This window comes from Actinopolyspora mortivallis (assembly GCF_003001495.1).
Taxonomy (GTDB): Bacteria; Actinomycetota; Actinomycetes; order Mycobacteriales; family Pseudonocardiaceae; genus Actinopolyspora; species Actinopolyspora mortivallis_A.
Genome location: NZ_PVSR01000016.1, coordinates 23,354 through 37,111 on the forward strand (window position 1 = coordinate 23,354; position 13,758 = coordinate 37,111).

13 protein-coding genes are annotated in these 13,758 nt (G+C 71.6%); 7 read left to right on the top strand and 6 right to left on the bottom strand.

Annotation, left to right across the window (positions count from 1 at the left end; genetic code table 11):
* The first annotated feature begins 65 nt into the window (after nucleotides 1-65).
* From CEP50_RS10865 to CEP50_RS10880, 4 genes are all read left to right on the top strand, one after another.
* Nucleotides 66-407, top strand: a complete 342-nt coding sequence (locus CEP50_RS10865) for a rhodanese-like domain-containing protein (RefSeq protein ID WP_019856048.1) — start codon at nucleotides 66-68, stop codon at nucleotides 405-407.
* Nucleotides 404-1,324 carry a DUF4328 domain-containing protein gene (locus CEP50_RS10870; RefSeq protein WP_258175156.1) on the top strand — a complete coding sequence of 307 codons (921 nt, stop codon included), beginning with the start codon at nucleotides 404-406 and terminating at the stop codon, nucleotides 1,322-1,324. The genes CEP50_RS10865 and CEP50_RS10870 overlap by 4 nt, the downstream gene beginning before the upstream one ends.
* A 162-nt stretch (nucleotides 1,325-1,486) precedes the next feature.
* On the top strand, nucleotides 1,487-2,449 hold the full coding sequence (locus CEP50_RS10875; protein ID WP_106113832.1) for a DUF5926 family protein: 963 nt from the start codon (nucleotides 1,487-1,489) through the stop codon (nucleotides 2,447-2,449).
* Nucleotides 2,450-2,658: 209 nt separating this feature from the next.
* Entirely contained in the window at nucleotides 2,659-4,515 is a 1,857-nt protein-coding gene (locus tag CEP50_RS10880; RefSeq protein WP_181188331.1) for a glycoside hydrolase family 3 protein, read from the top strand.
* Nucleotides 4,516-4,625: 110 nt separating this feature from the next.
* Here the strand turns inward: CEP50_RS10880 and CEP50_RS10885 are convergent, their stop codons facing one another.
* The 6 genes from CEP50_RS10885 to CEP50_RS10910 form a co-directional block, all read right to left on the bottom strand.
* Entirely contained in the window at nucleotides 4,626-5,174 is a 549-nt protein-coding gene (locus tag CEP50_RS10885; RefSeq protein WP_106113834.1) for a ferritin, read from the bottom strand.
* Nucleotides 5,175-5,392: 218 nt separating this feature from the next.
* Nucleotides 5,393-5,845, bottom strand: coding sequence for a hypothetical protein (locus tag CEP50_RS10890; protein WP_106113835.1), 453 nt, complete (start codon nucleotides 5,843-5,845; stop codon nucleotides 5,393-5,395).
* 123 nt (nucleotides 5,846-5,968) lie between these two features.
* The gene (locus CEP50_RS10895) at nucleotides 5,969-7,447 is read right to left on the bottom strand and encodes an FGGY-family carbohydrate kinase (RefSeq protein ID WP_106113836.1); all 1,479 of its coding nucleotides are present in this window, start codon (nucleotides 7,445-7,447) and stop codon (nucleotides 5,969-5,971) included.
* On the bottom strand, nucleotides 7,444-8,145 hold the full coding sequence (locus tag CEP50_RS10900; protein ID WP_106113837.1) for an HAD family hydrolase: 702 nt from the start codon (nucleotides 8,143-8,145) through the stop codon (nucleotides 7,444-7,446). The genes CEP50_RS10895 and CEP50_RS10900 overlap by 4 nt, the downstream gene beginning before the upstream one ends.
* 99 nt (nucleotides 8,146-8,244) lie before the next feature.
* A complete protein-coding gene (locus CEP50_RS10905; RefSeq protein ID WP_106113838.1) occupies nucleotides 8,245-9,003 on the bottom strand; it encodes an SDR family NAD(P)-dependent oxidoreductase in 759 nt (252 codons plus the stop codon).
* A 61-nt stretch (nucleotides 9,004-9,064) separates the two neighbouring features.
* Nucleotides 9,065-10,432: an RbtT/DalT/CsbX family MFS transporter gene (locus CEP50_RS10910; RefSeq protein WP_106113839.1), complete on the bottom strand. Its 1,368-nt coding sequence runs from the start codon at nucleotides 10,430-10,432 to the stop codon at nucleotides 9,065-9,067.
* A 314-nt stretch (nucleotides 10,433-10,746) separates the two neighbouring features.
* Between CEP50_RS10910 and CEP50_RS10915 the strand changes: the two genes are divergently transcribed.
* From CEP50_RS10915 to CEP50_RS10925, 3 genes are read left to right on the top strand one after another with little or no spacing between them, the layout of a single operon-like run.
* Nucleotides 10,747-11,466 (top strand): HAD family hydrolase, encoded by a 720-nt coding sequence (locus CEP50_RS10915; protein ID WP_106113840.1) that lies wholly within the window; start codon nucleotides 10,747-10,749, stop codon nucleotides 11,464-11,466.
* Nucleotides 11,466-13,205 (top strand): dihydroxyacetone kinase family protein, encoded by a 1,740-nt coding sequence (locus CEP50_RS10920; protein ID WP_106113841.1) that lies wholly within the window; start codon nucleotides 11,466-11,468, stop codon nucleotides 13,203-13,205. Before CEP50_RS10915 ends, CEP50_RS10920 begins: the two co-directional genes overlap by 1 nt.
* A 5-nt stretch (nucleotides 13,206-13,210) precedes the next feature.
* Nucleotides 13,211-13,666 carry a ribose-5-phosphate isomerase gene (locus CEP50_RS10925; RefSeq protein ID WP_106113878.1) on the top strand — a complete coding sequence of 152 codons (456 nt, stop codon included), beginning with the start codon at nucleotides 13,211-13,213 and terminating at the stop codon, nucleotides 13,664-13,666.
* Nucleotides 13,667-13,758: the final 92 nt, after the last annotated feature.

Consider the following 13,758-nt stretch of genomic DNA (forward strand, 5'->3'; position numbering starts at 1 on the left):
GACGCGGCGACTGCGATGGGCGGTCGCGCCGCCCGGCATGGCAGCATCGGGGTGTGACTACACCGATGCATGGTCGAGTTCCGGCGGTCTCCCCCGAGGAGCTGCCGGAGCAGCTTCCCGAGGGCAGCCTGCTCGACGTTCGCGAGCAGGAGGAGTGGGACGCGGGACACGCTCCCGGTGCGGTCCACATCCCGATGAGCGAGATCCCGCAGCGACTGGACGAGATCCCCGAGGTGGACCAGCTCTACGTGATCTGCCGTTCCGGCGGACGCTCCTCCAAGGTCACCGCGTACCTCAACGCCAGCGGTTGGGACGCGGTCAACGTGGAGCGCGGGATGAACGGCTGGTCGTCCATCGGTCGTCCCGTGGTGGCGGACGATCCCGAGGCGGAGCCCTACGTGCTGTGAACACTGCCCATCCGAGGTCCGGCCCCCGGACGGAGTGGACGGCCACTCCGCCGGGCGGGCCGGAACGTCCCCGGCCCCCTGCGGCGCCGCGGGCCCCCTACCAGGGCCCTCCGGCCTATGTCGCCCCGCCGCGCTGGGGTTTCCCCCCGCTGGGCTGGCGGTGGCCGCTGGCGTTGCCGACCGCGAGGCGTTCCGATCCGGCTGAGCGGTTGGCGGCGCTGTCCGGGACGGTCGTTTCCACGCTGTGGATCACCGCCGTGCTCGGGGTGCTGGCGGCCGGGGCCGAGACGTGGCGCTACGTGCTGCTGCTGTGGAGCCGTTCGGGCGCCCTCGGCGGTGTCACGGTGGCGGTCTCGGACGCGCTGGTGTCCACTCTCGGCATCGTGACCTGGTTGTTCGGCCTGCTGGCCGTGGTGCTGGGGGTGCTGTGGGTGCTGCGGGCGCGGACCTGCGCCCACGAGCGCGCCGACCTGCTGCCCGCACGGGAGGACTGGCAGGTGGTGCTGGGCACGGCTGTTCCGGGGGTGAACCTGTTCGTGCCGGGCTCGGTGCTGGCCGAGCTGGAGGACGTCACCCTGCGCGGGGCGGGGGAGCGTTCCGGCGCGGGCAGGCCCGCGCCCTCCCGGCTGGTGCGGCTGTGGTGGCTGTGCTGGGCGGGGTGTCTGCTGCTGGGCTGGACGACGATGCTGTGGGGCCTGCGGGACGGCGTTCAGGCGATGGCCGACGGCGTGGTGCTGCACGCCTGCTCCGATCTGGCGTTGAGCGTGACCGCGCTGGTCTCGGTGCGGGTGGTCGGTTGGACCGTCCGGATGCTCGTCCCGCCCGACCCCACCTCCTGGGGGAGGGGGCGGGTGCTGCGGGTGCGGGGTGCTCCGCCTCCGCCCCGTGCGGGCCGCCCGCCGCACGCGGTCCGCTGAGCCCCCGGTGGGTGGTCGGTCCCGTGGGGACCGGCACGATCGGGATCCCCCGCACACCTGTGCTCGGCGGGTGGTTTTCTCGGGGGACGGAGTCGAGCGGCACGGGGCTCCCCCGAGGTGCCGAGGTCTTTCGACGCAGCAGACACACCAAGGAGAACGAGCGTGAGCAAGGGAACAGCGCAGCAGAACCAGTCCGGCGGGGAGATTCCCGTGGTGGGGCGCAGACAGCCGTGCCCCTGCGGTTCGGGCAAGCGGTACAAGGCCTGCCACGGGGCCGAGGGCGGTGCGGCCAAGGTGCGGGTGAATCGCCCGTTCGAGGGGCTGGCGGCCGAGTGCGAGCTGGTGGCCATGCGGGAGTTCGTCCCCTCGGCCACGGCGCGCCTGCCGTTGGCCTCCGGGGACGAGGAGATCGAACTGGCCACGGTGCTGCCGATGGCGGCGGCCGCGTTGGTGCGCACCGACGGCACGTCCTTCGTGGGGTTGCAGGTGCAGACCAAGTCCGGGGACGTGAGCCGGGACCTGGCCCGCGCCGTGGAGTGGGTGCGCCAGGCCGAGCCGGGACAGTCCCTGCCGGTGGTCGGCCCCGAGGACGCCCCGGCGGGCACGGTTCCCACGCGGTTGCAGGACCTGGTGGACCCGGAGGCCGCCCTGGACGTGCGGGTGCACGAGGACTTCTCCTGGTGGATGCCGGAGGGCGTCGAGCCCACCGGTGAGGTCGCCATGTCGCTGGAGCGGGCGAACGCGGCGATCATGCCCACGCAGCGGTTGGAGGCCGAGGGGCTGCACGCGGCCTACTGGGTGGATGCCACCGACCGCGCGCACCTGCGGTGGGTGCGTCCCGAGCCGGAGGAGAAGCTGGTTTCCGCCCTGGCGCGGCTGTCGGCGCGCGGGGAGCTGGCGTTGGACTCCGACAGCCGTTACGCGGGTTCCTTCCGGGCGCACGGGCTGCTGGTTCCGGTGTGGGACCTGGACCGGGAGAAGCACCCGACCGAGTGGGTCGAGCCGGCCGTGGCCCTGGGCCGGAGGTTGGACGAGGCGTTGGCCTCGCTGGACGAGCAGCCGCTCGACGCCGCCGAGCGCCGGGCCCGGGACGGGCTGCGGGGCAGGCAGGTCACCGTCCGGTGAGACCCGGCTAGGCAGCCTCCCGGAGTTCCGGGAGCGGTTCGTCGCCCGGGCGCCTCGGGGTGCCCGGGCTCGTTCGGGGCGCGGCCCCTCGGTTGTCACCCGAGTGGTGGAACGGGGAAGCGGCTGTTCGGACGCTTGGGTTTGGGAGCGCTCACAGTCATGCTGCTGACGTGTCGTCAGTCATACTCCGCAAGCTGTGAGGAGCTCACATGTCTGCTGGATCGAAACAGCGCCGATTACGCGGGACCGTGCCCGCCCTGGTGGGACTCGCGGTGGTCTCCCTGCTGGCCGGCGGCCTGACCCCTGCCTCGGCCGAGAACTCGCGGGCCCTCTACCGGGACGCCTCGGCGCCCGTGCCGCAGCGGGTGGACGACCTGATGTCGCGCATGTCGGTGGAGGACAAGCTCGGCCAGATGGTCCAGATCGAACGGGACGCCGCCGGGCCGGCCGACGTGGCCGACCACCGCATCGGCTCGGTGCTCAGCGGCGGCGGTTCCACCCCCACGCCGAACACACCGGAGGCGTGGGCCGACATGTACGACCGCTACCAGCGGGCCGCGCTGGACACCCCGCTGGGAATCCCCGTCCTGTACGGCGTGGACGCGGTGCACGGGCACAACAACGTGCGGACGGCCACGATCTTCCCGCACAACATCGGGCTCGGCGCCACGCGCAACCCCTGGCTGGTGCGGCGCGTCGGTGCCGCCACGGCCGAGGAGGTGGCGGCCACCGGCATCGACTGGACGTTCTCCCCGTGCCTGTGCGTGGCCCGCAACGACCGGTGGGGCCGGACCTACGAGTCCTTCGGTGAGGCCCCGTGGCTGGCCTCCACGATGAGCGAGGAGATTACCGGCTACCAGGGCCACCGGCTCGGCGACGACCCGACCTCGATCATGGCCACGGCCAAGCACTACGTCGGTGACGGCGGCACCACCGGCGGGGTGGACCAAGGGGACACGCGACTCAGCGAGCGCGAGCTGCGCAGGATCCACCTCGAGCCGTTCCGCGCGGCGATCGAGCGCGACGTCGCCTCGGTGATGGTCTCCTACAGCAGCTGGAACGGCACCCCGTTGCACGCCCACCGGTACCTGATCCGGGACGTGCTCAAACGGGAGCTGGGTTTCGACGGTGTGGTGCTGTCCGACTACGACGCCATCCACCAGCTGGACGGGGACGACTCGACGCTGACCGCCTCCGAGGTACGCAGGTCGATCAACTCGGGGCTGGACATGATCATGCTCTCGACCGACCACGAGAGGTTCCTGCACCTGCTGCGCCAGGAGGTCTCGGCCGGCACCATCCCGATGAGCCGCATCGACGACGCCGTGCGTCGCGTGCTGACCAAGAAGTTCGAGATGGGCCTGTTCGAACGCCCCTTCGCCCAGCGCGACCTGCTGTCCACCGTGGGCAGTGACGAGCACCGCGCGTTGGCACGGCAGGCGGTGCGGGAGTCGCAGACGCTGCTGGAGAACGACGGCGTGCTCCCGCTGTCCCCGGAGGAGGACAAGGTGTTCGTGGCTGGCTCGAACGCCGACGACATCGGGAACCAGAGCGGTGGCTGGACGATCTCCTGGCAGGGCTCCAGCGGCGCTATCACCGAGGGAACGACGATCCTGGAAGGGATCCGTCAGGTCTCGGACGCGCCGGTGACCTACGACCGCGAGGGTGACGGTATCGACAGCAGCTACGACGCGGCGATCGCGGTTGTCGGGGAGAAGCCCTACGCCGAGTACCGGGGTGACAGCCCCGAGGGGGTGCGGCTGAGCCGGCAGGACCTGGACACGATCGCCAAGCTGCGCGAGTCCGGGGTGCCGGTGGCCGTGGTGCTGGTCTCCGGACGCCCGGTGGAGGTCACCGAGCACGTGGACGACTGGAACGCGCTGCTGGCCTCCTGGCTGCCCGGTACCCAGGGCGGCGGGGTGGCCGACGTGCTGTTCGGCGAGTACGACCCCACGGGCAAGCTGCCGGTGACCTGGATGCGCTCCTACGAGCAGCAGCCGATCAACGTGGGTGACCGCAAGGATCCGCTCTACCCGTTCGGTTACGGGCTGAGCTATCGGAACTGATCACCGCCGTCGGGTTCCGGCCGCGCCGGAGCCCGCGGGGAGGGGTGGAGCCGGTCCGCCTCTCCCCGCCCCTCCGGCGCGGGGCTCGGTACGCGGTTCGCGGCGGGTGGTCAGAGCGCACCACCGGCCGCCGGAGGAGCGGAGGGATCGTTGCCCTCGTCGCCGACCTGTTCGCGGGCCAGGAAGTTCTCCACCTCGAACAGGTTGCCACCGGCGCGGTCCACCACGTTCAGCAGGGTGGACATCTGGGCGACCTCCTCGACCTGCTCCTTGAGGAACCACTGCATGAACTGCTCGCCGATGTAGTCGTCCTCGGCGCGGGCGGTCTTGGCCAGGTTCTCGATCTCGGCGGTGACCTCGCGTTCCTGGGCCAACGCCAGCGCCACGAGTTCACGGGCCTCGTCGAACTCGTTGCGCACCTCGTCGGTCGACGGAATGCTCACGGGAATGTCGTTGTCCATCAGGAACTGGACGATCATCATCCCGTGGTTGCGTTCCTCGATCGCCTGCCGGTAGAAATGCGCGGCCAGTCGTGGAAGGTCGTGGCTGTCGAACCACACGGCCAGTGCGATGTACTGCTGTGACGCGTTGAACTCGCTGCGCACCTGCTGTTGCAGCAGCATGTGGAACTTGGATTCCTGTTTCTCCGTGGTGGTCATGCCACGAATATACCCTCCTTTTCGGAGGGGTTTTCAAATCAGGTTCGCCTCAAGAAGTTTTGGCTGACCTCAAAAAGGTGAGGCTCGTTTAAGGAAGGCAAGCTTTACTTTTCCCGGATTCGGGGGAGAAATTGCGTTCCACGGCCACGATCGTGACACGGGTTACTTTTCTCCGCCGAACGGTGCGGAAGTCCCGTTCCGGTTCCGGACGCCTCCGCTCACCCGTTCCGGTTCCGGACCAGGAGGTTGCCGGTTGCCAGACCCACGGGAAGGTGGCGGCGCAGGTGGCGGATGGCGGCGTAGTGCCCGTGCTGGTCGTGGACCCGCTCGGTCTCGGCGACGAGTTCCGGGCGTCGGGAGCGGAGCAGCTCCCAGGACTCGGAGTGGTCGGCGGGCGGAACGACACCCTCCGCCATGCTCGCGGCCATGGTGCGTGCCTGGGACAGGGAGACACCGGTGGCGCGCCTGAGCTCGGACACCGCCCGCGCGTGTTCGCCCCGCCGGAGCCGTTCGGTGACGGTCTCGCGGGTTGTGGGCTCCACGGGGACCAGCCGCACCGCCAGCTCGTGCTCCGCGGAACTCCACGAGTCGCGTGGGACCGTTGCCGCCGCCGCCCACAGGACAACACCGAGCAACATCAGCGCGGTCGCCACGGACGAGAGGATCTCCATTCCGAACCTTCCGAACTCCCGACGTCGGTTTCCGGGGCGCTCCTCCGTCGTTCGTGGACGGGGACACCCCCGCACAGCCTCTCATCGCTCCGGCCGGGCGTGGGGCGGTTCGGCGGAGTCCGCTCACCGCTCGGCCAGCCACCCGCGCCGGACCAGCTCGGCGCGGAAACCGTGGTAGTTCGCGGCCAGCGCCTCCCGCTCGGCGGGGACCGGCTCCACCGGCTCGCCGGAAGGAACCATCGCCGCGACCGCGTCCTGCAGATCGGGGTGAACCGTTCCGCAGGCGGCCAGCAGTGCCGCGCCCACCGAGGTCTCCGCGCCCTCGACCCGCAGCACCGGTTCGCCCAGAACCGAGGCGCGCACGCGGCACCACACCGCACTGCGCGCTCCTCCTCCCACGGTGCGCACCGGCCCGGACACCGGCACCCCCAGTTCGGACAGCCGCTCCAGCGCGAGCCGCTCGCAGAAGGCCACTCCTTCGAGCCGCGCCCGGTGCAGCTCCCCCTCGTCGACCGGCTCTCCCGTCAGGAAACCCCGCGCCTGCTCGGAACGGAACGGGAACCGCTCCCCTTCCCGGCGCAGGGGGTAGCAGACCACCCCGGCGGGACCGCGTGCGCGGGCCAGCCCGTCCAGCTCGCCCAGTCGACGGGAGGGCACCTCGGACAGCGCCTCGCCGCCGGTGTTGGAGGCGCCTCCCGGCAGCCAGCCGCCCTCCGGGTGCCGGTGGCTGTAGACCACCCCGGTGGGGTCGTGCACCAGCTCCTCCGAGACGGCCTTGAGTACCAGCGTGGTACCGAGCACCGTGACCACCTGTCCCGCACGCACCGCGCCGGCGGCCAGCTGACCCGCACAGCCGTCGGTCATGCCGGAACGCACCTCGCAGGAGGTCGGCAGCCCGGTCTCCCGCGCGGCCTCCGGGGACACCCACCCCAGGGAGCGCGCGGGTTCCACCACCTCGGCCAGCCGCTCCGGTTCGATCCGCAGCGCCTCCAACGCCTCGTGCGCCCACTCCGCACGCAGCGGGTCGTAGCCGCTCTTCAACGCGTGACTGGCGTCGGTGGCCACCGGCCGCCCCGTGAGCCGTTCGCCGACCAGCTCCGGGGTGTGCAGCAGCCGCGCGGTGGAGCGGCCCGTTCGTTCGGCGAGCACGCCCAGGTGGGCCAGGCCGGAGGTGGCCGAGGGGACGATCCCGGTGCTCGCCCAGCGCGCGGCCCCGGCCCGCCGCGCCGTCTCGGCCTGCCGCGCTCCGCGCCGGTCGTCGTACATCACCGCCGTGGTGACCGGCTCGGCGTGCTCGTCGACGGCCACCACGGTGCCCGAGGTGGCACTGACCGCCAACGCCCGGATCTCGCGGGCGGCGGCACCGAGCTCGACGGTGCACCGGGCCAGGCAGTCCCGCACCGCCGGCCACCAGGCACGCGCGTCCTGTTCGGAGCCTCCCGCCCCGTCTCGGCGGGGTGGGGGCAACGGTTCCACGGCACCGGCCCACCGCCGTCCGTGGGCGTCCAGCACCCGCACCCGCACCTCGGCCGTGGCCACGTCCACCCCGACGACCAGGGGATCGACGGGCCGGGAACCCCGGTGTGACTCCGGCGCGTTCACGAGGACGGCCCCTGGAGTCTCCGCAGCGCGGCGGGAAGTTCCGCCAACGTGGCGATCACCGCGTCCGGTTCGGCGAGCTGCTCGGCGGTGGGCTCCGGAGGGGCCTCACCCCGGGTGATCCACACGCTGCGGATCCCCACGGCGGCCGCTCCGCGCACGTCGGTGTCCAGGCGGTTGCCCACGTGCACCGCGTGGTCGGCCGTCACGGCGGCCTCGCGCAGGGCGTGCCGGAATATCTCCGGGTCCGGTTTCTCCACGCCCACCACCTCCGAGAGCGCCCAGACGTCCACGTGCTCCCCGATCCCGTCGCGGTCCAGCGCCTCGGTGACCAGCGACCGCTGGTTGGCCACGATCGCGATCCGGTAGTGCGCGGAGAGCTCCCGCAGCGCGGGCAGCACGTCCGGATACAGCGCGCTCGGGGGGTACTCCCAGTAGTGTGCGGCCAGGTCGGACAGTCGTTCCCGGTCCTCGACGGTGAGGAAGCGCTCGGCCACGGCGGTGCGCAGCGAACCGCGCTGGAGTCGTCGCTGTTCGTCGTAGACGCGCAGGAACTCGGACTCGTCCACACGGGAGGGACACAGTTCGCGGGTGGCCCGCAACAGCGCGTCCCGGTAGACCGCGTCGTCGTAGATCGGCCCGCCCACGTCGAGCAGGACCAGTTCGACGGGGGCGGGTGGGGTGTCGGTGTCGGCGTTCATGGCTCTCGTTCGTCATCTCGGACGGGAGCACGCCGGCGGCGGGGGAACCCGTCGCGCGCGCGTGCCGGTCGCGGGCGGAAGCGGTGGACCGCGGGAGTCTCACCAGGCGGTGAACCCCCCGTCGATGACCACGTTGCTGCCGGTCATGAAGCTGCTGGCGTTCGAGGCGAGATACACCGCCAGCGGCCCCAGCTCGGCAGGGTCGGCGACCCTGCCCATGGGCGTCTGCTCCAGCCACGCCGAGTACCACTCCGGTCGGGTCTCGCGCACTCCCCTCAGCAGGTCCGTTCCGACGTAGCCGGGCGAGATCGCGTTGACCCGCACCCCCCGGTCGGCCCACTCCCCGGCCAGCGACCTGGTCATGGTGATGACTCCGGCCTTGGAGGTGTTGTAGGCGACCTGGGCCTGTGGGTGGTTGGAGACCATCCCGGACATGGAGGCGATGTTGATGATCGAGCCCCTTCCCCGTTCGAGCATGGCCCGCCCGACCTCGCGGCAGCAGTAGAACACCCCGTCGAGGTTGAGCCGCAGCACCTCCCGCCAGGACTCGTCGCTGGTGTCCTCGGCGTTCTCGTTGCGCACCATGCCCGCGTTGTGCACCGAGACGTCCAGTGAGCCGTGGGTGGCGACGATCTCGCCCACCACCTCGGCCACCCGCGCGGAGTCGGTCACGTCGAGCGGGACGAACTCGCCGCCGACCCGTTCGGCGGCGGACTCGCCGGTGTCGCGGTCGATCTCGCCGATCACCACGTGGGCGCCGTGCTCGGACAGGGCGCGTGCCAGGCTCAGCCCGATTCCCCGTCCACCGCCGGTGACCAGGGCGGTGTTGCCGTGCAGTGCGAAGTCCTCGTTGCTCATCGCGTTCTCCCGTGGAAACCCCGCCGTGTGGCGGACGTGTGGATTCTCCTCGGACGTCGGCTCAGGCACCCGCCGTTTCCGCCGGTGCGTCGGCGCTCGCGGTCCGACTCGCCCCGGCCTCGCCCGGGTCGCTGGGGTCCCGGACGTAAGTGGACAGCACCGCCACCACCACGTACATCAGCGCGAAGGTGACGGCGACCCCGCCGCCTCCGAGCACGGGGTGCACGAGGTAGACCGTGACGGGGCCGAGGAAGGCGGCACCGCCGGCTCCGAAGTTGAGCACGGCCAGGGAGGCTCCCTTGTCCTTGGTGGACACCATCGAGGGCATCAGCGCCGAGAGTGGGACGAACCCGGCGAGCAGCACACCGTAGACGGCGCCGAGCGTGGCGGCCACGGCGAAGCTCTGCGAGGCCACCGAGGCGAAGTACCACAACGGGGTGGCCACGGCACAGCCGACGCAGCCGAACCAGGTGACGGTGCGCCGCCAGCCGAGGTGGTCACCGAGCACCCCGAACCCGAGGTTCGCCGCGATGTTGGCGGCGTAGGCGATGCTGCTGAGCGCGGCGACCTCGGAGGTGCTGAGGAAACCGCCGCCGGGGGTGGCCGGTCCGAAGACGAAGGGGAACATCGCGAAGAAGCCGAACTCGGGGGCGGTGTTGACGATCCTGGTCAGCCCACCGGCGAGGGTGCGTTTGTCCCTCCAGAGGATGTCCACGCCCTCCAGCAGCCGTCTGGGGCTGCGCGGGTTGGGCACGCTCTCGTCGGCGATCGGCGCGGTGCCGTGTGGCTCGTTGACGCCGAAGCAGCCGATGACGCTGCCGAGCGCGACCAGCACCAGCGACAGCACCAGCGTGGCGTGCAGGCTCATGCCCAGTGGTCCGATGGCGAGCGCCGCCACGGCCGCGCCGAGAGTGGGCAGTCCGCCGGTGAACACGAACCAGAACCATCCCGCCACGGAGCCGCGCATGGGGACGGGGCTGGCGACCTGGGCCCACACCAGGAAGGCGTAGGAGAACAGCGGGTAGGCGAATCCGCGGATGCCGTAGACGGTCACGATCAGCGCGTAGCTCTGGCTGGGGACCGCCACGAACAGGAAGAGGACCTCGAACACGATCCACCAGGCCGCGCCGAGCCACATCACGTAGCGGGGTCCCCAGATGGAGGAGAGCGTGCCGGAGAACCACGAGGCGATCATCACGGCGAGGCCGTAGACGGTGACCGTGGCGAAGGTGGCCTGGGACCCCTCCAGTCCGCCTCCCTCGGGTTGTTGCAGGTAGTCGGTCAGGTAGGTGATCTCGACACCGTCGCCGATCATGAAGACCAGCACGCCGACGAATCCCCAGAACAGTGGTCTGGGGATGCCGATTCTCTCCAACCAGGTCCGGTCGGGCGCGGCCGTGTCCGCCGCGCCTGGTGGCTGCTGTGCCAATGTTCCCGCCTCCGAAGCGACTGGGGGTGCCACTGAGGGTGCCGGGGTTCCCGGAGGGGATCCCGTGGACGCGGCGGACGGGGGTTCGGCTCGTGACCTCCGGCACCGCCGGTGTTAAGCGAGCATCATGCATCCAGTTACTTTCACATGCAATATGTTAATCCAAACTCGTCGACGTGCGGGGGTTTTCGGGCTGTTCGAGCACGGTTCGCCGATCCTGTGAAGGATGGGCGCGGTGGCGTTCTGGGCGACGGGGGCTGGACATATAAAGTTCTTGTCGTTAATTTAACCTCAATCTTGTGAAAGGACGGCGCATGACGGGCAGTCAGGTAACCGAGCCGCGCTCGACGAACCGGCCGCGCGCGGTCGTGTTCGACATGGACGGCGTGCTGGTGGAGAGCGAACACCTCTGGGAACGCATGTGGACCCGCTACGCGGCCCGCCACGGACACGAGTGGAGCGCCCGGGACACCGCCACGGTGCAGGGCATGAGTTCCCCCGAATGGTCGGCCTACCTCGGCCGGGTGTGCGGCTCTTCCGAACCCGCCTCCGAGATCGAACGCGCGGTCGTCGACGACATGATCGCCGCGCTCGACGACGGCGAGATCCGACTGCTCGACGGGGCGCGCGAGATGGTCACCGAGGTCAGTGCCACGGCACCCATCGCGCTGGCCTCCTCCGCGGCACGACGGCTGATCGACGCGGTGCTGGACCGCAACGGACTCACCGGGCACTTCTCGGCCACCGTCTCCAGCGCCGAGGTCCCCCGCGGCAAACCCAGCCCCGACGTCTACACCGAGGCCGCCCACCGGCTCGGGCTCACCGGACCGGACTGCGCGGCCGTGGAGGACTCCGGTAACGGGATCCGGGCGGCCCACGCGGCCGGGATGAGCGTGGTGGCCGTGCCCAACGCCGCGTATCCACCCAAACCGGAGGCCCTCGAAGCGGCCACCGTCGTGGCCGAGTCGCCGCACCAGGTCCGTCGCGTCCTGCTGTCCCTGCTGTCCCCGGTGGTCGAAGGCGAGGGTGCGTGATGACCGCGCTGACGGAGGCCGAGTCCTTCAAGGAAAACTGGCTGAACGGGTTCGTCACCGCCTACGGGCGCTCCGTGGCCCGCGTGCCCGGTGCCTACGGCGTCGTGGGCCGACACGCGCCCCGCCCGGGTAGGGTCTCGGTGGTCATCGGCGGAGGCTGCGGGCACTACCCCGCCTTCGCCGGACTGGTCGGGCCAGGCCTGGCCGACGCGGCCGTGGTGGGCGACGTGTTCACCAGCCCCAGCGCCGAACAGGTCTACCGCACCGCCCGCGCGGTCGACGGCGGGGCGGGAGTGCTGTTCTCCTACGGCAACTACTCCGGGGACGTGATGCACTTCGGACTGGCCGCGCGGCGGCTGGCTGCCGAGGGGATCGACACCAGGACGGTGCTGGTCACCGACGACGTCGCCAGCGGCGACGCCGCCCACCCCGAGCGAAGGCGCGGAGTGGCCGGCGACCTCTTCGTGTTCAAGGCCGCCGGGGCGGCCGCCGCGCGGGGCGAGGACCTGGACACGGTGGCCGAGCTGGCCCGCAGGACCAACGAACGCACCCGCACCTACGGGGCGGCCTTCGGCGGGTGCACCCTGCCCGGCGGGTCCGAACCGCTGTTCACCGTCGCCCCGGGAAGAACGGAACTGGGCCTGGGCATCCACGGGGAGCCGGGCGCGCGCAGCGCCGAGGGCCTGGACGCCGAGGCACTGGCCGCCGAACTGGTGCGGGCCCTGCTGGCCGAGCTGCCCCCGGACACCGACCGGGTGGCGGTGCTGCTCAACGGCCTGGGCCGCACCAAGTACGAGGAGATGTTCGCCTGCTACCCGGCGATCGACCGGCGGCTGCGGGCGGTCGGGCTGCGTCCGCACCGGCCCGAGGTGGGAGAGTTCGTCACCTCCCTGGACATGGCCGGTCTCTCGCTGTCCCTGCTGGCCCTGGACGACGAACTGGCCGAGCTCTACGACGCCGACTGCGACACTCCCGGCTTCCGGTCGCTGACCCCGCTGGTCACCGAGGAGCCCGCCGTCGCGGAACGGGGCGTTGAGCCCCCGGAGAGCGGCGGCGGTCGGGGCGGACTCGTGCACGAGCTGCTCGACCGCGCCCTGGGTGAGGTGGCCGGGGCCGAGGAGGAACTGGGACGCCTCGACGCGGTGGCCGGTGACGGCGACCACGGCCGGGGCATCGTGCGCGGACTCCGGGCCGCCGTGCGGGCGGCCGACGAGACCGGCAGCGACCCGGACGATCCCGCCTCGGTGGGAGACGCCCTGCTGGCGGCGGGAACCGCGTTGGCCGACGCGGCGGGCGGAGCCTCGGGAGCGCTCTACGGCACGCTGCTCAGCCAGACCGGCGCGGGACTGCGGCACCGCCGATCCCTGGACACCCCCGCGCTGGCCGAGGCGGTCGGCGAGGCCGGCCGGGCGGTCGCCGAACTCGGCGGCGCCGCACCGGGGGACAAGACCCTGCTCGACGCACTGGAACCGTTCTCCGCCGAACTCACCGAACAGGCCAGAGCCGGGTCCCGACCGGCGACCGCGCTCTCCCGCGCGGCCGAGGTGGCCACCGAGGCCGCCCGGGACACCGCCCTGCTGGTCTCCGCACGCGGTCGCGCCTCCCGCCTGGGCGGCGACGACCGGGGCACCGCCGACCCTGGTGCCACCTCACTGGCCCTGTTGCTCGGCGCCGTGGCGGCCGGAGTCTCCGACGGCGCCCCCGACCGGAACCGTCGAAAGGGGAACCCGGAATCATGAGCCCGATCACCGTGGCCGTGGCGGCCGACAACGCCGGTGTGGACCTCAAGAACCTGCTCGCCCGGCAGCTGGACGGCGACCCTCGGGTCGGCGAGGTGCTGGACCACGGGGTGCACGACGCCTCCGACGACCGCGCCTACCCGCGCCTCGGACTGGCCGCCGCCGAGACCGTGGCCCGGGGTGAGGCCGACCGTGCTGTGCTGGTCTGCGGGACCGGCATCGGCATGTGCGTGGCGGCCAACAAGGTCGAGGGCGTGCGCGCCACCGTCGCGCACGACTCCTACTCGGTGGAACGCTCCGTGCTCTCGAACAACTGCCAGGTGCTGACCATGGGAGCCAGGGTCATCGGGCCGGAGCTGGCCAAACGCCTGGTCGACGAGTGGCTGGGCCACTCCTTCGACCCGTCCTCGGCGAGTGCGGGCAAGGTCGCCCACATCACCGACTACGAACGCCGACACTGAGCGGACCCCGGGCGTGTCGCCCTCGGCGTCCGCGCCGAAACGCCGCCCGGTACGGACGACCGGGCGAACAACCTGACCGAAGCATCATCAGA